Genomic DNA, 21,322 nt, shown 5'->3' with positions numbered 1-21,322 from the left:
AGGGCCGGTCAGCCGTCCGGCCACCATGTTCGTGCGATGTCCTTGCGGACCTCGGGTCGTCCCGCGGGACGTTCCTCGGCCTCCTCGCCGGTCATCCGGCGCGAGTCCGTCTTCTTCAGGGGCTTCTGCACGGTGATGCGGCGCATGGCTGCCTCCTTCAGTGCCTACCGTGTTCCGTGTTCTCACGGAGGTAGACCCGTTCGGTGAGCCTTCCTCATCGGTGCGGTTCTGTCAGTGGCCGTTGTCACGATTCGGACTGTCAGTGGCGCGTGTCACTCTCGGGCGTATGGGGAAACAGAGTGACGACGCGACCGCACCGCGTACCGACTGGGACGCGGCGGCGGCTTCCTTCGACGACGAGCCCGACCATGGCCTGCGCGACCCCGACGTGCGCCGGGCCTGGTCCGGACGGCTGCGCGACTGGCTGCCCGGGCGGCCGAGCGATGTGCTCGACCTCGGCTGCGGCACCGGCAGCCTGTCGCTGCTCGCGGCCGAACAGGGACACCGCGTCACCGGCGTGGACAGCTCCCCGGCCATGGTCGGCCTCGCCCGCGCCAAGCTCGCGGGCCGTGACGCGGCGTTCCTGGTCGGTGACGCGGCGGTGCCGCCGGTGGGGGAGGAGCGGTTCGACGTGGTGCTCGTACGGCATGTCCTGTGGACGCTGCCCGTACCCGCGCGCGTGCTGCGGCATTGGGTGGGGCTGCTGCGCCCGGAAGGGCGGCTTGTCCTGGTCGAGGGCGTGTGGGGGACGGTCAGCCCGGTCGGCATAGCCGCCGACCGGCTCACCGGCCTCCTCGCCCCGCTCGCCTCGCACGTGCGCGTGGAGCGGCTGTCCGGCGACCCGCTGCTGTGGGGGAAGGCCGTGGACGACGAGCGGTACGTGGTGGTGGCGAGGGTCTAGGCCAGCAGCGCCTCGAAGCCGCCCTCCAGGGCCAGCTTCTCCAAGGTGTCGAGGGCGGCCACTGCCGCGGCCGCCGCCTCCGGGTCCGTCTCCAGCAGGTTGCTCTCCTCGAACTCGTCCTCGTCCAGCCGCCGTACGTCCGTGCCGTCCGCCGAGCGCCACAGGTCCAGGTCCAGGTCCTCGACGACCAGCTCCGTGCCGGAGAGGGTGGCCGGGCGGGCGATGTCGCAGTACCAGCCCTTCAGCGTGCCCGAGGGATCGCGGACCTCCATCACGGCGTACCAGCGGTCCCGCCAGTAGTACTCGGTGAAGACGTCACCCGGCTCGAAGCGCACAAAGCCGAAGTCGCGGACCTGCTCGCCCGCGAAGGGTGCGCGGACGACGATCCGGATGCCGTCGTCGGCCAGGACTTCCGCCGGGTAACGCATCTTCGTACGGCCGCTCTTGACGAGAACGACGTCCACCATCGTTCCCGGATCAGCCGAGTTCACGGACATACCGCACCTCCGTCGCACAGATCTCGTACCCGAACCACTTGTTGATCGCGAGCATCGGCTCGTTGCCGGTGTCGTTGCCCGTGAAAGCCTCCGTGTACCCGGCCGCGCGGGCCCGGTGCAGGGAGTCGTTCTTGGCGAGCTTGGCCAGGCCCCGGCCGCGGAAGGCGCGGGCCGTGCCGGTCATGCCGGTGCCGTACCGGGTGCCGCCGTCGGTGCGGGCGGCGCTGAAGGCGGCGGGGCGGCCGTCGACCAGGGCGATCGTGGTCAGCTCGAGGTCGGTGAGCGGGTGCCGCCAGGTCTCCTCCAGCCAGGCCTCGTAGTCACTGAGCTCGGCGGCGCCGGCCTCGCTGGGTTCGTCCGCCGTCGTCTCCGCGTCCAGGTCGAACACCGGGCGCGGATTGTCGGCGAAGTCGGAGGCGGGGCGCAGTTCGACGCCGGGCGGCGGGTCCTGGAGCGGCGGAAGCGCGCCGTTCGCGAGGTCGAGCCGGAGGAAGTGCGCGGAACGGCCCGGGCGGTAGCCGTGTGCCTCGGCGAAGGCGCGGTTGCCGGGCTCGTCCAGGACCCAGGCGAGCAGCCGGGTCGCGCCGAGGCCCGCCAGATACTCCTCGGCGGCGCGGACCAGGAGCGTGCCGGCGCGGCTGCGGGTGCGGTCCGGATGCACGTACACGTTGACGAAACCCTGCAGCGGCTCGGGGTTCTCGTGGAGCAGGCCGACCTGAGCGGTGCCGATGATCTCGCCGTCCTCCTCGGCGACGAGAGGCCGGTAGCGGGCGTCGGCATGGATGTGGGCGAGGTCGTAGGCGAGGGCGTCCGGGCTGACGAGGTAGAAGGGCAGGGCGCTGTGCCGGACAGTGGCGAAACCCTCCAGGTCAGCTCGGACTTCGGGCCTGATCTCGCGCACAATGACAGTCATGTGGCCGCACGTTACGGGCGGGGCAGGCCCGTGTGCCTCTCATTTTCCTGCGGGTACGGGACAATCGGTCCGTGACCTTGAAGATCCACATCGATGACAGCGCGCCGCCGTACGAGCAGGTGCGGGCGCAGATCTCCGAGCAGGCGCGGACCGGGGTGCTGCCGGTGGGGTACCGGCTGCCGACGGTGCGGGGGCTCGCCGAGTCGCTGGGGCTCGCGGCGAACACCGTCGCCAAGGCGTACCGGGCGCTGGAGACGGACGGGGTGATCGAGACCCGGGGGCGCAACGGCACGTTCGTGGCTGCCGCCGGCTCGGCCGCGGAGCGGGAAGCCGCAGCGGCTGCTCAGGCGTACGCGGAGCGTGTCCGGCGGCTGGGGCTTGCCGAAGGGGACGCCCTGGAGGCCGTACGAGATGCTCTGCGGGCCGCGTACGGAGAAGACCACTAGGCAGCGGGTACCCGGTCCGGTGTCCGTGTCACCGTCAGTCCCGCCTTAGTCGCCGTCCTCCCGAACTCCACCGCATCCCTCACCGCCGCCCCTCCGGGGTCGTTGTTGAAGTACGCGTACACATCCCGGCTGTCCGGCCAGGTGTCCGCGATGCGGCTCGCCCACGTCGTCAGGGACTGGCGGCCGTAGCGGGGCCAGGGCTGGGCTCTGCCCTGGTGGAAGCGGACGTAGCCCCAGTCCGTGGTGCGCCACAGGGGGGTCACCGGGCGGGATTCGACGTCCGCCCAGCACAGGGCCGCGCCACGCGACTGAAGGACCTCCCGTACCGTCCGTGTCCACCACGAGTCGTGCCGTGGTTCCACGGCCACCCTCGTGCCGGACGGGAAGCAGGACAGGCAGGCGTCCAGGAGGGCGGGGTCCGCTTGCAGGGTCGGGGGGAGCTGGAGCAACACCGGGCCCAGGCGGGGGCCGAGGCCCTGAGCATGGGTCATCAGGCGCTCCACCGGCTCCTCCGGGTCCCGCAGCCGCTTGATGTGCGTCAGATAGCGGCTCGCCTTCACCGCCACCACGAAGTCCCCGGGCACCCGGTCCCGCCACGCCTCGAAGTTCTCCCGCGACGGCAGCCGGTAGAACGCGTTGTTGATCTCGACCGTCGCGAAGCGTTCCGTGTACTCCTCCAGCCAGAGCCGCATCGGGCACCCGGACGGGTACAGGACGTCCCGCCAGTCCCGGTACTGCCACCCCGACGTACCGACGTAGAGGGTCATACGACCATCAAAGCACTACAGATACAGGCCCGCGTCCGCCTGGCCCCGTGGCTCCGGAAGCGACGTCGGGGAGGTGCCCCGGCGCAGTGCGTACAGCTCCGCGAGGGTGGCGCCCTCGCGGCCCACGCCCTCCTCGGCGCCCAGCCAGCCCACCGCCTCCGACCGGGTCAGCGGGCCGACCTCGATCCGGGCCAGACAGCGGCCGGGGCGGACCACGGCCGGGTGCAGGCGCTCCAGGTCCTCGTTGGTGGTGACGCCGACCAGGACATTGCGGCCCTGGCCGAGCAGACCGTCCGTGAGGTTCAGCAGCCGGGACAGCGCCTGGCCCGCCGTGTGCTTGGCCTCGCCGCGGATCAGCTCGTCGCAGTCCTCCAGGAGCAGCAGCCGCCAGCGCCCCTTGCCGGTGCCGTCCTCCTCGCCGATCGCGATGTCCATCAGATAGCCGACGTCGCTGAACAGCCGCTCCGGGTCGAGCACGCAGTCCACCTGGCACCAGTCCCGCCAGGACCGGGCGAGCGTACGCAGCGCGGACGTCTTGCCGGTGCCCGGCGGGCCGTGCAGCAGGAGCAGCCGGCCCGCGATGTCCTCCGGGGTCGTCTTCATCAGGCGGTCCATCGCGTCCGCCACCGGTGCCGTGTAGTTGGCGCGGACCTCTTCCCAGGTGCCCGCGGAGATCTGGCGGGTCGTGCGGTGCGGGCCGCGCCTGGGGGAGACGTACCAGAAGCCCATGGTCACGTTCTCCGGCTGGGGTTCGGGCTCGTCCGCCGCGCCGTCGGTGGCCTGGTCGAGGACCTTCTCGGCCAGGTCGGCGGTGGTCGCGGTGACCGTGACATCGGCGCCGCGGTTCCAGCGGGAGACCAGCAGGGTCCAGCCGTCGCCCTCCGCGAGGGTCGCGCTGCGGTCGTCGTCGCGGGCCACCCGCAGCACCCGGGCGCCCGGCGGCAGCAGCGTCGCGCCGGACCGTACGCGGTCGATGTTCGCCGCGTGCGAGTAAGGCTGCTCGCCCGTCGCGAAGCGGCCGAGGAACAGCGCGTCGACGACATCGGACGGGGAGTCGCTGTCGTCGACGTTGAGCCGGATCGGCAGAGCGTCGTGTGGGTTCGCAGACATGTCGTCATGATCCGGCACGAACGCTCTTCGTGCACTGGATTTCCCCCGGACGTAGCCCCCCGGAAATTGCTGCGGGACTGTTCACCGCCGAAACCTGCCCTCGCGCCCGTCACCCCCGTTACCGTTGCCCTCGATGGGACGACATGGGTGGAATTCGGGGGCACGGCGGTGGCGGCTCACCGCGCTGCTCGGCGTGGGCGTGGCCGCTCTGGCCCTGGTGGTGACCCTGTTCAACACACTGCCCGGAGGCGGCGCGAGCACCGAGGGCACCTCGCGCGAGGGCGACAAGGTGCACGGCACCCCGGCCTCCCCGGCGCCGGACGCCACGAAGCCGGAGGTGGGCTGGGGGTTCACGCACACCCAGTTCAGCGCCGACGAGGGTGACGCGGCCGCGGTGGAGCGGGTCGAGCAACGGCTCCCCGACGGGATGCCGCAGATCCAGCACATCATGGGCTGGGGCGCCGACAATCCCGAGCCGGTGAAGGGGCGTTACGACTTCGAGGCGATGGACCGCCGGATCGACTTCGTCCGTGCCTCGGGCGGCACCCCGGTCGTCACCCTGTGCTGCGCCCCGGACTGGATGAAGGGCGGCGAGTCGGGCGTCGACAACACCGACTGGAGCCAGGCCGCCCTGGAGACCGCTCCCGAGCCCGAGCACTTCGACGACTTCGCCGCGCTCGCGGTGACGGTTGCCAAACGCTATCCGGACGTACGGCACTTCGTCGTCTGGAACGAGTTCAAGGGCTTCTGGAACGACGCCGAGGCCCGCTGGGACTACGAGGGCTACACGCAGCTGTACAACCTGATCTACAAGGCGCTGAAGGAGGTCAACCCCGAGATCATGGTCGGCGGGCCGTATCTGGTGATGGACAGCCTCGATCCGCGCGAGGAGCACGCCTCCCCGACCTACAAGGGCAGTTGGGGCGCGATGGACCGGCGGGTCCTGGATGCCTTCTCCTATTGGAACGAGCACAAGGCGGGCGCGGACTTCGTCGTCGTGGACGGCTCCAGCTACACCCGGGACGACGAGCTGCTGCCCGACGAGTTCGCGGCGACCGACAAATTCACCGCCGTCGGGGAGTGGGTACGCGAACAGACCGGTGACGAGCTGCCGCTGTGGTGGGCCGAGTACTACGTCGAGCCCGCCGACGGCGACGACAACCGCCACGGCTGGTCCGAGACCCGCCGCACGGCCGTCCACGCCGCCGGACTGATCGCCATGGCCAAGGGCGGCGCCACCTCCGGCTTCTACTGGAACCCGGAGCCCGAGGAGGGCACCGAGTGCCCCGGCTGCCTCTGGACGCCCACCAGCGGCGCCGACGGCGGGCAGAAGCTGCCCCTGTACGACCTGCTGGCCCGGTTCGCGGCCGAGTTCCCGCCGGGCACGGAGTACGAGGACCTCAGTACCGCCCCGCACGCCAAGGTGCTGGCCACCGAGAAGACCGCCCTGGTCGTCAACACCCTGGACCGGTCCGCCGAGGCGACCGTCGACGGCAAGCGCATCAAGTTGCAGGCCTACGAGGTCAGGTGGCTCGACCGCCGAGCCACCTGACCGCTACTTGATCGTCAGGAACCGCTGCACCAGCGAGGCCAGCAGCACCGCCAGCAGCGGCAGCGAGAACCAGAAACTGCTCTGCAGCCAGCGCAGTTGGCGCACGCTCGGCCGCACCGCGACCCGGACCACCTCGCGCGCACCCAGCAGCACGATCAGCGCGAGCGCCGCCAGCGCCCCGACCACCGACCAGGGCGTCCAGGTCACCTGCGGTCCGATCGGACCGGGATCGGCCTTCGGGACCGCACCCGCGGGCTGCTTGCGCAGCGCGTACATGGTCACGTCCTCGTTGACGATGACCTTCCTCAGCTCCTGGCGCCGGTCCAGATTCTGGATGAGCCGAGACTCCCAGGCCTTCGAGTAGCCGACGTCCATCCGCAGATAGGTGACCTGACTGCGGTTGATCATCAGATACGAGTTCGGACCCGCGTCCTTCAGCGCCTTGACCAGGCCCGACACCAGCACCGGGTCGACCGGCGCCAGAGTGGGCAGATACTCGACCTTCTCCATGTCCCGCGCGCCCCAAGGCATCGACGGCGTCACGACGTTGACGGGGTCGTTGCTCAGCCACAGCAGCCGCGCGCTCGGATCGTCATGGGAGTACACGTACTCCATGGCCGCGACCTCGCCGGGCCTGACCCGCTCGAACGGCTCGTTGCCCCAACGGGCCACCAGGAAGCCGCCCATGAGCACCAGGCCCGCCATGAGCGCGGCGAGCGGGGCGAGGCTCACCCGGTCCTTGTCGCGCTCCTTCGCGGTGACGCCGGTACGCGGGAAGAGGGCCAGGCCCATCAGCAGGGCCGCGCCGGGCAGCGCGAACATGAAGACACGCAGCGCCATTTCGCCGCCGTAACTCTGCATGCCGAAGCCGAGGAACGGGACGAAGGTGAGGACCAGCAGGGAACGCTCGCGGTACTTGTGGTCGCGGCGGCGCCACCAGCCCCAGCAGGCCATGGCCATCACACCGCCGGCCAGCAGCACGCGCGTGTACAGCACCAGCTTGTGGGTGGAACTGCCGCCCTCGATCCGGCCGGAGACCGACGAGGAGACATTGGAACCGACGCCGCCGACGCCGCCGAAGAGTTCGTCGAAGTGCCCCGACCAGTACGGCTCGGCCAGGAAGCCGATCCAGGCCACCGCCATGACACCGAACAGGACGGGCAGTCCGCGCAGTTCGCTGCGGCCCACCAGCACCAGCACCGCCAGCACGCCCAGCATCACGAACGGGGTCAGCTGGTGGGCCGGCACGCTCGCCGCGAACAGCCCCATGACGACCAGCAGCAGCACCGCCCGCTGCCGCCGGTCCGTCGGCTCGACCTCCAGCTCGCCCGGCCGCACCTTCGTCCAGATCACCCGCGGCGCCCGGAACCACACCAGCAGGATCGCCACGAACACCAGATACAGCAGATAGGTGAAGCCCTGCGGCGAGAAGTAGTCCTGGCCGACCCAGCCGCTGAGCACGAACACCCAGATACCGGTCCACCGGGCCCGCCAGCTCGCCCGCATCGAGCGGGTCAGCAGGAACATCGGGATCAGGTACAGCAGTTGCATGGTCAGCGGCCACCAGCGGATGACCTCGGTGAGATCCGAGACCCCGCAGGCCTGCGCCACGAAAGCGGCCACCGCGAAGAAGCCCGGCCAGCTCCAGCGCGCGTCCAGGTCCGGTACGGCGGACCCGGTGCGGTCGATGTAGTCGAGGAAGCCGAGATGCTGCCAGGCCGTGGCGAAGCGCGGCTCGGTCTCGATCAGCGCGGGCAGGGCGTGCAGTGAGACGACGGTCGCCAGCAGGGTGACCAGCAGCAGCGCCCGGTGCTCGCGGCCCAGCCAGAGCAGCGAGGCAAAGGCTGTGACCAGCAGCCCGGCGCCGATCAGCGTCGGCATGGGCAGCACGGAGACCAGCCCGAGCCCGCCCATCTCGTCCAGATCGGCCTCGCCGAGCCGGAGCGCGGGCACCCAGTAGAGCAGCAGCGCGGCGGTCAGCAGACAGCCGAGGACCACACCGATGCGGGTGGGCAGCAGCGTCGGGGGCTCTTCGCGCGGTTCCTCCCGTACGGCCTCCGGCACTTCCGGTACGACGGCCTTCTCCTCCGCCTCGAACGGGGCGTCCACCTCCGGCTCGCGCTTCTCGACGGGCAGCCCCACCGCCCACGTCGGCCTCCGCAGCGCGGGGATTCCGGCCGGCGGGGTGCCCGGACCCGGCCGGACGTCGGGCCGGCGGTCCAGGTGGTCGAAGTCGACGTGGATGCCGAGGGCGAGCGTGTCCGAGTCCAGCGCCCAGGCGGGCCCGCGCCTGGCCGGCTCGCGCGCTCCCAGGTCGGCGAGGTCGCCGTCGGGTGCGGAGCCCTCGGGGACCTCGGCCGGTGTGGTCAGGACCGTCCGGTACAGCTTGGGCGCCGCGATGGCCACGATCACCGCCAGCGCGATGATCTCGGCGACGCCCGCGCCCGTCAGCCCCATCCGGGGGAGCAGCAGCAAGGTGAGACCGAGCACCAGGGCGCACAACAGGCCCTGGAGCCAGGCAAGACCGGCGGTCCGGCTCTGTGCCCGCAGCACCGCGAAGTAGGTCTCCATCACGACCCGCAGCAGCCCGCCCAGGGCGAACCAGCGCAGCAGCGGGGTCGCCGCGTCCGCGTAGCCCGTACCGAACACACCGAGGATCCACGGCGCACCGAAGAACAGGATCGCCGCGACCGGGATCATGATCTTCGCCATGCGCTTGAGCGCAGCCCGGGTGTTGGAGGCGAGCCGGCTCGGGTCGTGCGAGCCCTCGACGGTGAGCGAGGCGCCCATGTTGATGGCGAGCAGATTGACCGTGCCGCCGATGGTCGCGGTGATGTAGAAGTACGCGTTGTCCTCGGAGCTGACCTGCGCGGCCACGATCACGGGGATGAGATAGACCACGGCGAGCGAGAACAGCGAGCCGGTGTAGTCGCCCGCCAGGAACTTGCCGATCTCCCTCAGCGAGGGCGGTTGCGCGTGCTCCTCGGTCGACTTCTCATGCCGTGGCACCAGACGCCGGAACACCAGCCAGCCCAGCGGCAGTACCGAAATGGCGATGGCCGCGACCCAGGAGACGAACACCCCGGTCGTCGGGACCGCCGCCGCGAAGGCGACCAGCAGCCCCAGCTTCACCGCCGAGAAGGCGGTGTTGCCCACCGGCACCCACAGCGCGCTGCGCAGCCCGGTCAGCACCCCGTCCTGGAGGGTCAACAGATTCCAGGCCACGACGGCCACGACGAACCCGAGCCCCGCGACCGGCCCGTCCAGGAAGCGGTAGGACGGCCCCCACATGTCCAGCGTGACCAGGAAGACGCCCGCCGCCAGCGCCACGACCACCGAACTGCCCGCGTACGTACGGAAGATGAACCGCCCGGTGGCCCGGCCCGCGATCGGTATGAACCGGGCCAGCGCGCCGGTCAGGGTCACCGCGGTCAGGCCCGCGAGGAACTTCATCGCGGCGATCGCGGCGGAACCCTGGCCGACGGCCGACTCGGAGTAGTAGCGGGCCGCGGCCAGCCAGAACCCGAGACCGAGCACCGCGGAGATACCGGTGTTGAGCATCAGGGCGTAGGCGTTGCGAAACAGCTGGCTGCCGCGCCCCGACTGCTCGGGCGCCTCGGCGGTCGGCTGCGCGGCCTCGGTCGTGGTCGTCGTGTCAGACACGGGTTCGGATGGCCTTCCGGCGTACCTGTCGGGCTCTGCGGACCATGGCGTACCCCTTGGTGAGGGCGAGGTCCCGGGCGAACGTACGGGTGATCGCGCGGCCCTCGACCAGCCGCTGGAACTCCTCGGCGCCGGTGCTGCGCCGGACGGTGACCCGGCGCAGCGCGTACGGCCCCTGCTTGCGGCGGGCGAGGCCGTTGCCGACGGCCAGCGCCTGCGCGTACCCCGTCTCGCGTACCGCCTCGCGCACCCGGCGGCTGGAGTAGCCGTACGGATAGGCGAACGAGGCGGGGACCGTGCCGAGTTGGTCCGAGACGATCTCCTTGCACAGGATCAGCTCCCGGCGCAGCCTGTCGTCCGGGAGCTGGTCGAGCTGGGGGTGGGTGTGGCTGTGGCCGCCTATCTCCACTCCGGCGGCGGCGAGTTCGCGGACCTGGTCCCAGTCCAGCATGGTGTCCAGGGCGCCGCCGGTGTCGTACGGGCCGCGCAGCCAGCCGGTGGAGACGAACAGCGTGGCCGGGAAGCCGTGCTTGGCGAGCAAGGGCAGGGCGTGCCGGTGCACGCCCTCGTAGCCGTCGTCGAAGGTGACCAGGACCGGGCGCTCGGGCAAGGGACGGCCCGAGCGCCAACTCGCCGCCAGATCTGCGGTGTTGACCGGGGTGAGGCCCAGGTCGGCGATGACCGCCATCTGCTCGGCGAACGCCTCCGGTGTCACCGACAGGGTGCGGGTGGCGTCGTTCGGCTCGGACGACACCGCGTGGTACATGAGCACCGGCACGCCCGTCTCACTCATCCCCGCCCCCCTCGATCGCCCCCACCGAGTACGTCACACCGCCCCGGCGCGCCCGGACACTCCCGACGACATACCCGCCGGCCGCGGTGAGCACCCCGGCGACGATCGCACCCGCCCGGCCCGCACCTCCCGGCCGGGCCAGCACCGCGTCCCGCAGCCCGCGGACCACCCCGGCCGGCAGCACCCGGGTGGCGTACCGGCGCTCGGACTCAAGTCCCTTGTCCGCACCGACACTTCGGGCCACCAGAGCCTTCGACAGACCCTCGGCGTAAGCGCGGGTGCGAAAGTACCCGAAGTGCTCGCGCGCCTCCGGTACCCGGTGGTGGATCACCGCACGGTCGTCGATCAGCAGGACCGCGTCGGGTCTGGCCCGGGTGAGCCGGATGCACAGCTCCGTCTCCTCGCCGCCCAGTGGCCGCTTGTCGCCGTCGCGCCCGATGCCGGTGGCGAAGCCGCCCGCCGCGTCGAACGCCGTACGCCGGAAGGAGGCGTTGCCCCCGAGGACGTTGCGGACCCGGACCAGGCCGGGCGGCAGACCGCGGTAGGTGCAGCCGACCACCCAGTCGAACTCCTCCGGGAACCACGCCGGACGGCGGCCCGAGGCCCAGATCGGCTCCGTACGGCCGCCGACCGCCATCACCCGCGGGTCGGCGTACGACGCCGCGAAGTGCCGCAGCCAGTCCCGCTCGGCCACGGCGTCGTCGTCGAGGAACGCGATCACCTCGCCGTAGGAAACGGCGATACCGGTGTTGCGGCCCGCGGACAGTCCGCGGGGGCCCGCATTCGCGAGCACCCGGACATCCGTGGCCTCCTTGTACTCCTTGGCCAGGCGCTCCCTGAGGAGATCGTTGTGGTCGACGACCAGCAGCGTCTCCAGCGCCGGGTGGGACTGCGCCCGCACCGAGGCGACCGCCGCGAGGATGTCCTCCCAGCGGTCCTCGGTGTAGACGCAGATCACGACGGAGATGTCGGGACCGCTCAAGACACCTCTCCCCGGACCGAGTCGAGCATCGGGGAGCGCTCGGCGCGGCGGCGCAGCGCCCGCCGGTTGGAGCGTTCCCTGAGGATCACGTTGAGCACCCGGAACCCGTCCCGCACCGCACGCAGATTGCTGGTGCCGTGGATACGGAGGTACTCGTGACTGGGTATCTCCTGCACCTTCAGGCCCGCCTTGACCACCCGGATGTTCATCAAGGTCTCCACCTCGAAGCCGGTGCAGTCGAGGTCGATCTTGTCCAGGCAGTGCCGCCAGAAGGCGTTGTAGCCGTAGCACAGGTCGGTGTAGCGGGCGCCGAACTTGCGGTTGACGATCGTGCACAGCGCCCAGTTGCCGAGCTTGCGGATGAAGGTCATGTCGTCGGTGCCGCCGCCGTTGGCGAAGCGGGACCCCTTGGCGAAGTCGGCGCCCGAGACGAGCGCCGAGACATAGCTGACGATCTCCTGACCGTCGGCGGAGCCGTCCGCGTCGACCATCACGATGATGTCGCCGCTGCACGCCTCGAACCCGGTGATCAGGGCATCCCCCTTGCCCTTGCCCTGCTGCTCCACGACCTTCACGTCCGGCCACAGCGAACGGGCCACTTCGACGGTGTTGTCGGTGGAGTTGCCGTCGACCAGCACCACTTCGTGGATCCAGGCCGGCAGGGTCTTGAAGACGTACGGAAGATTCTCCGCCTCGTTCATGGCCGGGATCACCACGCTCACCGGCGGCGCGATGGCCAGATGCGAGGAGACGGGTCGATATGCGCCCGCCGTGGAATGCACGGCACCCGTGGCCGCCGGGCGCAGAACTGAGCTCATGAGTCTGGTCCCTCTCGTCCGGTGGACCGCCCGCCCCTGGGGCGGCCCGGCTGTGTGTCCGGTTCGAAAGGGGGGTTATCACTGGCATAACTCATCGGCTCCCGCGAAACGGCAGCCGATTGCGCGGCACGCCTCGGACCCACGTACCTGAGTACGCCGACCGAGTGCGGCACCCCCCTACCGCGCCCCGCGCCGGTTCCATCGCGGCCCTGAGCCCTCCCCTGGTCCGCTTGATGATGGTCCGATGCGGGTGAGATGTACGACGGTATTGATGATTGAGCCTGTATGGCAAGACCTGGAACGAGGCCTCACGTTTTTGATGGTTTTTCCGTTACTCGCCGACCTGAGCGGATCTTTCCCACCCTTTTGAGCAGCCGGTCGGCGGGTTCGAACAGCTCCGGCCGGGACACCACGACATTGCGCAGGGCCCGCACCGGGGCACGGCGTGCCCGATGTCCGAACGCCACCGGGTGACGGCGCGTCACCCACCCCTCGGCCACGCTGAGCTCGCGTGACTTCAGGGAGTCCTTGTATTCCTTCTGCCCCCGGCCGAGGTCCAGATAGGCGATGCCGTCGGCGGCGGCCGCCTCGGCCATCCGCAGATGCAGCACCAGACCGGGGGAGTACTTCGAGAACTCCGGGTCGTACGCCGGGAACCAGCAGGCCAGCACCCGTTCGGTACGCAGCCCGAAGTGCGCGGCGATCGGCTTGTCCTCGGCGTAGAGCACCGACAGGACCCCGGCGAACGACTCGGTGCGGGTGTGGAACAGCTGCTCCACGAGCCGGGTGATCCACTCCTGGGCGAAGCGGTCGCTGCGCCCGGTCCTGCGGTACTGCGCCGACTTCCAGTTCATCAGGGTGCGCAGCGCGGCCGGGTCCCGTTCGTCGTGCACATACCGCATGCCGGGGTGGTCGCGGCCCAGCTTGCGCTCCTTGGCGAGCGTGGTCCTCGTGAACTTCGGGGAGCGCTCCCGGAGTTGGCCGAGATACACCTCGTAGCCCTGGTCCACGTCCATGACCGGGGACGGGTAGGACCCGGTGGCCCCGGACCGGAACGCCGGCTGGCCCTCGACGAGGTGGTCGAACTCCCACACCGCGAGCCCGCAGGCCCGCAGCAGCTCCCTGGCGTCCCAGGTGAAGCCCGGCCGGTGCACGAGGCCCTGGGCGTCGGAGACGCCGAGCCCGATCGCGCGGCCGACACCGGTGGCCGTTCTCTGGTAGGGGAAGTAAGCGGCGGGCTCGCCGTCCTCCCGTACGACCGCGATCCGTACGCCGGAGCGGCAGCGGCCGACGGCGAGCGTGAACTCGGGTGACAGGAACGGGTTCGCCAGCTCGGGCGACCCGTGCAGATGGGCCTTGGACTGCATCGCCGTCCACGCCGTCCGGTCGGCGGCGGTCAGCTCGCCGGGACGGTACACGCTGATGTCCACGTCAGGGATTCCGCCTTCTTTCCGTACGGCCGCGCAGCCGCCGTACCAGAACCAGCAGGAAGATCAGGGAGCTGAGCGCGGTCACGGCCACGATGCCGCCGGTGGCCGACCAGCTGTGCAGGGCCAGCATCCCCTGGGCCACCAGCATGTTGACGACGACCGCGCCCGCCAGCGAGGCGAGGGTGCGGCCGAAGGGTTCAAGGCCGCGCAGGGCGGCGGCGATGGCCGCGGCCGGTGCCGCGAGCAGGAAGAACAGCGTGAGCGGGCCGCGCAGCGGTGAGTCGCTGTCGGCGAGCGCGAGCAGCGCTCCGGCCGCCCCCACGGCCGTCGCGGCGCCCGCCAGCAGCGGCGCCAGGTCCCCCGGTCCCGCGCGCTGGGTGCCGTCCGTTGAAGATGTCTTCAGCCTTAACGTCTGCATTGGCGACTTTGCCCCCCGAAGCGCCGGATGCCGGGCTTCAATGTGGCGCAGTCCCGAGGTGGCCGTCAAGACGGCGAGGGCGCACAGACGACTGTTCCCCGGAGGCGGTGGGGCACCTCCGGGGAACCGTGGTTCAGGGGTTACGGACGGGCTTCAGGCGTTACGAGACGAGCCGCAGGAGCCGGTTCGGGGAGCCGGTGCCCGGGCTGGTGACCACGCCGGTGGTGGCGCCGCTGGTCAGGGCCGAGGCGACCTGCGCCGGGGTGGAGGAGGTGTGGCCCGCGAGGTAGACCGCCGCGGCGCCCGCGACATGCGGGGTCGCCATGGACGTGCCGGAGATGGTGTTGGTCGCGGTGTCGCTGGTGTACCAGCCCGCCGTGATGGAGGAGCCGGGGGCGAAGATGTCCACGACCGAGCCGTAGTTGGAGTAGCTGGCGCGGGCGTCGGTGCTGGTGGTGGCGCCGACCGTGATCGCGGCGGCGACCCGGGCGGGGGAGTACGAGGAGGCGTTGGCGTTGCTGTTGCCCGCCGCGATGGCGTAGGTCACGCCGCTCGCGATGGAACGGGAGACGGCCGCGTCCAGGGTCGTGGAGGCGCCGCCGCCCAGCGACATGTTGGCGACCGAGGGACCGGTGTGGTTGGCCGTGACCCAGTCGATGCCGGCTATGACGCCCGCGGTGGTGCCGGAGCCGGAGTTGTTGAGCACGCGCACCGCGATGATGTTCGCCTTCTTGGCGACGCCGTAGGTGGAACCCGCGATCGTGGTCGCCACATGGGTGCCGTGGCCGTTGCCGTCCTGCGCCACGGTGTCACCCTCGACGGCGTCGTAGCCGTTGGTGGCCCGGCCGCTGATCTGGGTGTGGCTGATGCGCACGCCGGTGTCGATGACGTACACGTTCACACCGGCGCCCGCGGTGTCCGGGTAGGTGTAGGTGCCGGAGAGCGGAAGCGCGGCCTGGTCGATCCGGTCGAGGCCCCAGGGGGCGCTGGACTGCGTGGCGGTCGCCTGGACCCGCTGGTTCTGCTCCACGACGGCGACCGCGGGGTCGGCGGCGAGGCGGGCGGCCTCGGTCGCGGAGAGGGTCGCGGTGTAGCCGTTCAGTGCGGTGCTGAAGGTCTTCTTGACGGTGCCGCCGTACTCCTTGATCAGGTCCTTGCCCGCCGTCGAGGACGCCTTGAGCCCGGCGCTCTCCTTCAGCGTGACGATGTAGCTGCCCTTGACCGCGGTGGGGGAGCCTGCCGCGAGCACCTTGCCCTGTGCGGGTGCCGCTTCGGCGGGGAGTGCGGTGAGCCCGCCCAGCAGGGCGGCGGTCGCCAGACCGGTGAGGGCGGCGAACCGGGTTCTCTTGCTACGCAGTTGTGCCATTCGAGGGAGTCCTCCTCATTGGCGACGCGCGCATGGGTGGGCACGCGTCTGTGGGGGGTGCGCACGTGATCGCGCGCACGGCCGCGGAGCGTCGCGTTCCCGTTCCGGGCTGGATCAAGAGTGGGTGCTCTACGGGCGTAGAACAAGGGAGTTGACGGGCTGTCAACAAATCTGTCATGAGCACGTAATCGAACGCATGGTGAACGCACAGGAAGGAGGGTGGAACGACCCGGAAAGTTTTGGCATGAACACTTCCCGTCAACACGCGTAGTTGCTACCACAGTTGTGGCAGAGATCCTGCTAAAGGGAGGTTCCATGAGACGTTCCCGAATTGCCGTTTACGTCAGCTCGCTCCTCCTCGCCGCCGGCGCCGTGCTCACCGGCGCCGGCTCGGCCCAGGCCGCCACCGGCCCCTATGTGGCGCTCGGTGACTCCTACGCATCAGGCGTCGGCGCCGGGAGCTACATCAGCTCCAGCGGCGACTGCAAGCGCAGCACGAAGGCCCACCCGTACCTCTGGGCGGCCGCCAACTCACCCTCGTCGTTCGCCTTCACCGCCTGCTCGGGCGCCCGAACGGGTGATGTTCTGGCCAACCAGATGGGCCCGCTCAACTCCAGTACCGCCCTGGTCTCCATCAGCGTCGGCGGCAACGACGCCGGGTTCGCCGACGTCATGACGACCTGTGTGCTCCAGTCCGACAGCTCCTGCATCTCGCGCATCAACACCGCCAAGGCGTACGTCGACTCGACGCTGCCCGGCCAGCTCAACAACGTCTACTCGGCGATCCGCGCCAAGGCGCCCAACGCCCATGTCGTCGTGCTCGGCTACCCGCGCTTCTACAAGCTCGGCCAGTCGTGCCTCGGCCTGTCGGAGACCAAGCGCAAGGCCATCAACGACGCGGCCGACTACCTGGACGCCGCCGTCGCCCGTCGCGCCGCCGCGTACTCCTTCACGTTCGGCGACGTCCGCACCACCTTCACCGGCCATGAGATCTGCTCCGGCAGCTCCTGGCTGCACAGCGTCAACTGGCTCAACATCGGCGAGTCGTACCACCCGACCGCGCCCGGCCAGTCCGGCGGCTATCTGCCGGTCCTGAACAGCGCGGCCTGATCGGTTCCGCTTCTCAGTAGCTCGGTTCCTTCAGTAGCTCGGTGAAGGGGAAGGGGAGACCCCGTCCGTCGGGGTCTCCGTCTCACAAGTGATCGAGAACGGGACCGAGTTGGACGTCGACTCGACCGGGTCCCGGACCTCGACGCTGATCTCGTTCTCGAGGCTCCCGCTCTCCTCGCCCGTCGTCACGAACACCCGGTCCTGCTTGGTGCGGGAGCCTCCCTCGGGGAACGACAGCGTCTTCCAGCCCTGGTCCATGACATCGCCGTCCCGCGAGACCCAGCGATAGCTGACCTCCGCGGGGAGCCGGCCCACCGTGAACGTGGCCGTGAAGGCCGGAGCCTCGGCCTCCGGCGGCGGACAGACCCCCTCGTACTCCGTGTTCGCCCCGGCCAGCGACACCTGCACGGACTGCGGCGGCGGGGTCGACTTCGTCGGACTCTCGCTCGGAGTCGGCGTCGGGGTGTCCTTCTCGCCGGTCTCCGTCGGCGTGGTCCGTGTCTCGGGCTCGCTCGTGGTGCCGCCTCCGGCCTCACCGCCGTTGTCCTCCCGGTTCAGCAGCGCGTACGTCAGACCGGCCAGCGCGAGCGCCAGCGCGACCAGGCCCGCGACCAGGACGACGGCGGCACGGCGGTTGCGGTCGGGGCGCTCGGGGCCGGTGGGGGTCGTCGGCGTGGTGGGCGTGGTGGGCGCACCGGCGTACGGCATCGGCGGGGTCGGCGTCGGCGGCTGCTGGTGTGCCGCGATCGTCGGGGCGTAGGGCGCCGCCCGGACCGTGCCCGCGCGGGGTGTGCCGCCCGCGCCGATGATCCGCAGCTCCTGCTCGGCCTGCTCGGCCGACAGCCGCTCGGCGGGGTCCTTGCGCAGCAGTCCCTCGATGACGGGGGCGAGCGGACCGGCCCGGTGCGGCGGCGGCAGCTCCTCGTCGACGATCGCGCGCAGGGTGCTCAGCGGGGTGTCCTGACGGAAGGGGGAGTTCCCCTCGACCGCCGCGTACAGCAGCACACCGAGCGACCACAGATCGGACTCGGGACCGGGCGTGCGTCCCAGCGCCCGCTCCGGGGCGAGGAACTCGGGCGAGCCGATCACCTCGCCGGTCATCGTCAGCGCGGAACTGCCCTCCACCATGGCGATCCCGAAGTCGGTCAGCACCACCCGGCCGTCGTTCGCCAGCAGGACGTTGGCCGGCTTCACATCCCGGTGCAGCACCCCGGCCCCGTGCGCGGCCCGCAGCGCCGCCAGCACCTCGGCCCCGATGTGCGCCGCGCGCTGCGGAGGCAACGGACCCTCGGCGTCCAGGAGCTCGGCGAGCGAGATCCCGCGCACCAGCTCCATCACGATCCACGGCCGGCCGTCCTGCGTGGCCACGTCGTACACCGTCACCACATTGCGGTTCGCCACCCGCGCCGCCGCCCACGCCTCGCGCTCCAGACGGGCGTACATCCGCTCCACCTCGGCGGCCGGCAGACCGTGCGGGGCGCGTACCTCCTTCACGGCGACCTCGCGGTGCAGCACCTCGTCCCGGGCGCGCCAGACCGTCCCCATGCCGCCCTCGCCGAGCGGGGACAGGAGACGGTAGCGGCCCGCGATCACTCGTTCACTGCCCGGTGCGTCGGACACGGGCGCCCCCATTCGCATGCGCGCGAAATCTCCTTTTCCTCACAAAGTAGCTCAACCGAATGCGGATGCCGCCCCCTTGAGCACCAATCCGGCCCCAAGAGCTACGACGACCCACGCGGACAACAGCGGTGCGGTACGGCGGACCAGAGCCGCCAGTGGATGAGCGGCCCAGCGCGGACGCCGCTCCAGCACCCGGCTCGCCCCGGCCCCCAGCCGTACGACGGCGAACCCCGCCGCGGTGAGGGTGAGCGCCAGCCCGACCCCGTACGCCACGACGAGCAGCAGCCCGAACCAGGCGTGCCCGAGCGCGGCGGCACCGACCAGGACCACGATGGCCGAGGGACTGGGCACGAGCCCTCCGGCGAACCCGAGGAGGATCGTGCCGCGCACGGTGGGTGCGGTGGAGTGGGTGTGGGTGTGACCGCCGTGGGTGTGCGTGTGGGTGTGCTCATGCGTGTGGGTGTGCTCGTGCTCATGCGTGTGCGCGCCGACCAGGACGGGCGTGCGTACGTGCTCGTGGGAGTGCTGGTGGCTCCTTCGGTGCCGGGCCCGTCGTACGAGCGTCGCGCCCGCCGCCGTGACCAGGGCGCCGCTGGCGATGCCCAGCCAGGCGATGACGGACGGCGCCGCGGCCGAGCCGGCCGTGACCAGCAGGCCCAGGGCGATCACGCCCAGGGTGTGGGTGACCGTCACCGAGGCGGCGAGCGGCAGGACGTCCTTCATCCGGGCCTGTCCGCCGCGGGCCGTGGCCACCGCCGCCATGAGCGTCTTGCCGTGGCCCGGGGCAATGGCGTGCAGCGCGCCGAGGCCGACCGACAGGAACAGGGCGAGGGCAGCGAAGCCGACGGTGAGCTCCTCGCGGGCCACCAGCGAGTCCAGGGCCCGCGTCCAGCGGTCGGCGCCACGCGGCAGCACGGAGGCGGCGGGCGCGTCCCGCTCCTCATCGGCCAGCGCGGGGCCGCCGGGCCGCACGCTCAGGGAGGCGGTCGCGGTGTCGGCGGGGGAGGAGAGCAACTCCTCCGGGTAGTCGGTGAGCTCGCCGGACAGCGACTCCTTCGGTACGTCGGAGGCGCTGAGCGTCATCCGGTCGCCGCGCGCGGTGATCTCCCGCCAGCCGGGCCCGGACTCCGCACCGGCGGCACGGAAGTCGAGCGCCAGACGGTCGCCGTCGGGCAACGGAGCGCTGAGCGCACACTCCACGCGCAGGGTGTCGAGCCCGGCCTGCCCGGGCCCCACGCGCGCGTGACTGGTCTCGACGGTGAGGGTGACGCTCCGGCCGTCGACGGTGAGGGCGCTGTCCCGGGCGGCGGTTGAACACCGCCGCTCGGCCCACTCGTCGAGGCCCAGCCGCTGGATGTCCGGCTCGGCCTGGGTCGCCGGGATCTCGGCGAGGTCCTCGACATGGTCCACGCGCAGGGCGCCGGGCGCGGCGACGAGACCGTCGTAACGGTTGACGGTGAAGTTGCCGAGCGGGTGCGCGCTCGCGGGCGGGGAGGCGGCCAGCACGAGCGCGCCGACGGCCGTGAGCACGGCCGCGCCGGAGGCGACCAGACGACGGAGGGTCACTCGCCCGCCTCCAGGTCCTTGAGGGCGGCACGGGCCTCGCGGGCGCCCAGTGGTGAGAAGCCGGGGTTGAGGCGTAGGGCTTTGGTGAGGTGCTTCTCGGCGTCCCGCTCGTCGCCCGTGGCGCGCTCGATCATGCCCCGGTGGTAGAGGAACGCGGCATTGCGGTAGCCGGTGGCCGTGGCCCGGCGGGCATAGGGCAGCGCCTCCTCGTCCCTCCCGCTCGCGTGCAGCGCCCAGGCGAGGGCGTCCGCGGTGTGCACGGTGCGGCGACGGTCCCACTCGGCGCGGGCCGCGCGCAGGGCGGCGGCCTTGTCGCCGTGGTCGGCCGCCGCCAGGGCGGTGTCGAGGTCGGCGTTGACACCGTTGGCCCGGGCGAGCGCCGTCCAGGCGTCGACGAGGGCGTACTGGTCGCGGGCCCGGTCCTCTTGCCCGTCGGCCTCGTACAACTCCCCGAGCACGACGAGCGGCCCGGGGAGCGGAGACCGCGCGACGACGGCCTCCATGCCCTTCACGGCCGCGCCCTCTTCCCCACTGGCGGCCTGCGCACGGGCACGGCCCTCCAGAGCGGGCAGATAGGTGTCGTCGGCGGCGAGAGCGCGCGCGTACTGCGCGAGCGCCTCCTCGTAGTCGCCCTGGTTCCAGGCGAGTTGACCGAGCTGCGTGGCCACGAACGCCACGTCCGAGGGAGAGGTGGCGGAGGACAGGGCCTGCTCCAGCACCCGCCGCGCGGTCTTCACATCACCGCGCAGCTCGTGCACGTACGCATACCGTGTGAAGACGGGGACGCCCGGCCGCCGCGCATCGGCGACGTCGGCGGCCTCGGCGGCATCGTCGTAACGGCCGAGCTCGACGAGGGCGTCGATACGGGTGGCCAGGGCGCGCTCGTTGTAGGGGTTGGCGTCCAGGGCCCGATCCGCGTACGTGAGGGCATCCGGGAAGTCATGCCGGGCGGCAGCCAGCGCGGCCTGCCCGGCAAGGGCCTGATCATTACCGGGCTCCAGCGAGAGGGACCGCTTCAGCGCCTGCGCGGCGTGCGGATACCGCGAGGGGTCACCGTTGATACGAGCCTGCTCGACATAGGCGAGCCCAAGAGAGGCCCACCCGCCGAAGTCCCGTGGCTGCTCCCGGAGATGGGCCTGAAGCGCCTCAAGGTCACCGGCCATCAGCGCCACCGCCGACACAGCGCCGACCCCCCGCCCCGAAACCTCCCGCCCGCCTCCGAAAGCAACGGCCCCTGCCGTAAGCGCAACGGCCAACAGCCCAGCACACAGGCCAAGTTGAACGCGCGAGTTCATGACGACTCCTAGATCACTTGCCGAGAAAGGGTCCGACAGTGCCGGTCAGGGGCGCGGGGCGAAGAACCCCGCACC

Annotated in this window: 19 protein-coding genes; 4 read left to right on the top strand and 15 right to left on the bottom strand. The window is 71.2% G+C overall.

Features of this window, described 5'->3' with window-relative positions; genetic code table 11:
• Positions 1-8 precede the first annotated feature (8 nt).
• Positions 9-146: a hypothetical protein gene (locus OHT76_RS09420; protein WP_328870307.1), complete on the bottom strand. Its 138-nt coding sequence runs from the start codon at positions 144-146 to the stop codon at positions 9-11.
• A 140-nt stretch (positions 147-286) separates the two neighbouring features.
• Here OHT76_RS09420 and OHT76_RS09415 point away from each other — a divergent pair, with 140 nt between their 5' ends.
• The gene (locus OHT76_RS09415) at positions 287-901 is read left to right on the top strand and encodes a class I SAM-dependent methyltransferase (protein WP_328870306.1); all 615 of its coding nucleotides are present in this window, start codon (positions 287-289) and stop codon (positions 899-901) included.
• Here the strand turns inward: OHT76_RS09415 and OHT76_RS09410 are convergent.
• Together OHT76_RS09410 and OHT76_RS09405 are read right to left on the bottom strand one after the other, a co-directional pair.
• Positions 898-1,398 (bottom strand): DUF402 domain-containing protein, encoded by a 501-nt coding sequence (locus OHT76_RS09410; RefSeq protein ID WP_328870305.1) that lies wholly within the window; start codon positions 1,396-1,398, stop codon positions 898-900. The genes OHT76_RS09415 and OHT76_RS09410 overlap by 4 nt on opposite strands.
• Positions 1,379-2,311, bottom strand: coding sequence for a GNAT family N-acetyltransferase (locus OHT76_RS09405; protein ID WP_328870304.1), 933 nt, complete (start codon positions 2,309-2,311; stop codon positions 1,379-1,381). The genes OHT76_RS09410 and OHT76_RS09405 overlap by 20 nt, the downstream gene beginning before the upstream one ends.
• Before the next feature lie 71 nt (positions 2,312-2,382).
• On the opposite strand from OHT76_RS09405, the gene OHT76_RS09400 reads away from it, so the two are divergent.
• Entirely contained in the window at positions 2,383-2,757 is a 375-nt protein-coding gene (locus OHT76_RS09400; protein ID WP_328870303.1) for a GntR family transcriptional regulator, read from the top strand.
• Here the strand turns inward: OHT76_RS09400 and OHT76_RS09395 are convergent.
• Both OHT76_RS09395 and OHT76_RS09390 read right to left on the bottom strand, forming a co-directional pair.
• On the bottom strand, positions 2,754-3,524 hold the full coding sequence (locus OHT76_RS09395; protein ID WP_328870302.1) for a DUF72 domain-containing protein: 771 nt from the start codon (positions 3,522-3,524) through the stop codon (positions 2,754-2,756). The genes OHT76_RS09400 and OHT76_RS09395 overlap by 4 nt on opposite strands.
• 15 nt (positions 3,525-3,539) lie before the next feature.
• On the bottom strand, positions 3,540-4,634 hold the full coding sequence (locus OHT76_RS09390; protein ID WP_328870301.1) for a DUF5925 domain-containing protein: 1,095 nt from the start codon (positions 4,632-4,634) through the stop codon (positions 3,540-3,542).
• Between the two features lie 133 nt (positions 4,635-4,767).
• Between OHT76_RS09390 and OHT76_RS09385 the strand changes: the two genes are divergently transcribed.
• The gene (locus tag OHT76_RS09385; protein WP_328870300.1) at positions 4,768-6,186 is read left to right on the top strand and encodes a GH39 family glycosyl hydrolase; all 1,419 of its coding nucleotides are present in this window, start codon (positions 4,768-4,770) and stop codon (positions 6,184-6,186) included.
• 3 nt (positions 6,187-6,189) lie between these two features.
• Here the strand turns inward: OHT76_RS09385 and OHT76_RS09380 are convergent, their stop codons facing one another.
• The 7 genes from OHT76_RS09380 to OHT76_RS09350 form a co-directional block, all read right to left on the bottom strand.
• On the bottom strand, positions 6,190-9,849 hold the full coding sequence (locus OHT76_RS09380; protein ID WP_328870299.1) for a lipopolysaccharide biosynthesis protein: 3,660 nt from the start codon (positions 9,847-9,849) through the stop codon (positions 6,190-6,192).
• Complete coding sequence (locus OHT76_RS09375; protein WP_328870298.1) at positions 9,842-10,642, bottom strand: polysaccharide deacetylase family protein; 801 nt, start codon at positions 10,640-10,642, stop codon at positions 9,842-9,844. Before OHT76_RS09375 ends, OHT76_RS09380 begins: the two co-directional genes overlap by 8 nt.
• Positions 10,635-11,624 carry a glycosyltransferase gene (locus OHT76_RS09370; protein ID WP_328870297.1) on the bottom strand — a complete coding sequence of 330 codons (990 nt, stop codon included), beginning with the start codon at positions 11,622-11,624 and terminating at the stop codon, positions 10,635-10,637. Before OHT76_RS09370 ends, OHT76_RS09375 begins: the two co-directional genes overlap by 8 nt.
• A complete protein-coding gene (locus OHT76_RS09365; RefSeq protein WP_328870296.1) occupies positions 11,621-12,442 on the bottom strand; it encodes a glycosyltransferase family 2 protein in 822 nt (273 codons plus the stop codon). Before OHT76_RS09365 ends, OHT76_RS09370 begins: the two co-directional genes overlap by 4 nt.
• A gap of 308 nt (positions 12,443-12,750) precedes the next feature.
• Positions 12,751-13,872, bottom strand: coding sequence for a GNAT family N-acetyltransferase (locus tag OHT76_RS09360; protein WP_328870295.1), 1,122 nt, complete (start codon positions 13,870-13,872; stop codon positions 12,751-12,753).
• A gap of 1 nt (position 13,873) precedes the next feature.
• Positions 13,874-14,290 carry a hypothetical protein gene (locus OHT76_RS09355; RefSeq protein ID WP_328870294.1) on the bottom strand — a complete coding sequence of 139 codons (417 nt, stop codon included), beginning with the start codon at positions 14,288-14,290 and terminating at the stop codon, positions 13,874-13,876.
• A gap of 160 nt (positions 14,291-14,450) precedes the next feature.
• Positions 14,451-15,656, bottom strand: coding sequence for a S8 family peptidase (locus tag OHT76_RS09350; RefSeq protein WP_328870293.1), 1,206 nt, complete (start codon positions 15,654-15,656; stop codon positions 14,451-14,453).
• A gap of 315 nt (positions 15,657-15,971) precedes the next feature.
• Between OHT76_RS09350 and OHT76_RS09345 the strand changes: the two genes are divergently transcribed.
• Positions 15,972-16,766: an SGNH/GDSL hydrolase family protein gene (locus OHT76_RS09345; protein WP_328870292.1), complete on the top strand. Its 795-nt coding sequence runs from the start codon at positions 15,972-15,974 to the stop codon at positions 16,764-16,766.
• A gap of 30 nt (positions 16,767-16,796) precedes the next feature.
• Here OHT76_RS09345 and OHT76_RS09340 read toward each other — a convergent pair whose 3' ends face one another.
• Genes OHT76_RS09340 through OHT76_RS09330 form a run of 3 tightly spaced genes read right to left on the bottom strand, consistent with a single transcriptional unit; the run spans position 16,797 to position 21,115 of the window.
• Positions 16,797-18,404: a serine/threonine-protein kinase gene (locus OHT76_RS09340; protein ID WP_328870291.1), complete on the bottom strand. Its 1,608-nt coding sequence runs from the start codon at positions 18,402-18,404 to the stop codon at positions 16,797-16,799.
• A gap of 33 nt (positions 18,405-18,437) precedes the next feature.
• Positions 18,438-19,952, bottom strand: coding sequence for a nickel/cobalt transporter (locus OHT76_RS09335; RefSeq protein WP_328870290.1), 1,515 nt, complete (start codon positions 19,950-19,952; stop codon positions 18,438-18,440).
• Positions 19,949-21,115: a tetratricopeptide repeat protein gene (locus OHT76_RS09330; RefSeq protein WP_328870289.1), complete on the bottom strand. Its 1,167-nt coding sequence runs from the start codon at positions 21,113-21,115 to the stop codon at positions 19,949-19,951. The genes OHT76_RS09335 and OHT76_RS09330 overlap by 4 nt, the downstream gene beginning before the upstream one ends.
• Positions 21,116-21,322 lie beyond the last annotated feature (207 nt).

The organism is Streptomyces sp. NBC_00287, from assembly GCF_036173105.1.
GTDB lineage: Bacteria > Actinomycetota > Actinomycetes > Streptomycetales > Streptomycetaceae > Streptomyces.
Note: the sequence above shows the minus strand (reverse complement) of the source record. Positions and strands in the feature narration are given on the sequence as shown.

What these genes read in the sequence shown, in the direction of transcription:
- OHT76_RS09345 (WP_328870292.1), top strand. Translation starts at nt 15,972, where the DNA reads ATGAGACGTTCCCGAATTGCCGTTTACGTCAGCTCGCTCCTCCTCGCC.
- OHT76_RS09375 (WP_328870298.1), bottom strand. Translation starts at nt 10,642, where the DNA reads ATGAGTGAGACGGGCGTGCCGGTGCTCATGTACCACGCGGTGTCGTCC.
- OHT76_RS09385 (WP_328870300.1), top strand. Translation starts at nt 4,768, where the DNA reads ATGGGACGACATGGGTGGAATTCGGGGGCACGGCGGTGGCGGCTCACC.
- OHT76_RS09395 (WP_328870302.1), bottom strand. Translation starts at nt 3,524, where the DNA reads ATGACCCTCTACGTCGGTACGTCGGGGTGGCAGTACCGGGACTGGCGG.
- OHT76_RS09340 (WP_328870291.1), bottom strand. Translation starts at nt 18,404, where the DNA reads ATGCGAATGGGGGCGCCCGTGTCCGACGCACCGGGCAGTGAACGAGTG.
- OHT76_RS09390 (WP_328870301.1), bottom strand. Translation starts at nt 4,634, where the DNA reads ATGTCTGCGAACCCACACGACGCTCTGCCGATCCGGCTCAACGTCGAC.
- OHT76_RS09405 (WP_328870304.1), bottom strand. Translation starts at nt 2,311, where the DNA reads ATGACTGTCATTGTGCGCGAGATCAGGCCCGAAGTCCGAGCTGACCTG.
- OHT76_RS09420 (WP_328870307.1), bottom strand. Translation starts at nt 146, where the DNA reads ATGCGCCGCATCACCGTGCAGAAGCCCCTGAAGAAGACGGACTCGCGC.
- OHT76_RS09415 (WP_328870306.1), top strand. Translation starts at nt 287, where the DNA reads ATGGGGAAACAGAGTGACGACGCGACCGCACCGCGTACCGACTGGGAC.
- OHT76_RS09365 (WP_328870296.1), bottom strand. Translation starts at nt 12,442, where the DNA reads ATGAGCTCAGTTCTGCGCCCGGCGGCCACGGGTGCCGTGCATTCCACG.
- OHT76_RS09355 (WP_328870294.1), bottom strand. Translation starts at nt 14,290, where the DNA reads ATGCAGACGTTAAGGCTGAAGACATCTTCAACGGACGGCACCCAGCGC.
- OHT76_RS09410 (WP_328870305.1), bottom strand. Translation starts at nt 1,398, where the DNA reads ATGTCCGTGAACTCGGCTGATCCGGGAACGATGGTGGACGTCGTTCTC.
- OHT76_RS09330 (WP_328870289.1), bottom strand. Translation starts at nt 21,115, where the DNA reads ATGGCCGGTGACCTTGAGGCGCTTCAGGCCCATCTCCGGGAGCAGCCA.
- OHT76_RS09350 (WP_328870293.1), bottom strand. Translation starts at nt 15,656, where the DNA reads ATGGCACAACTGCGTAGCAAGAGAACCCGGTTCGCCGCCCTCACCGGT.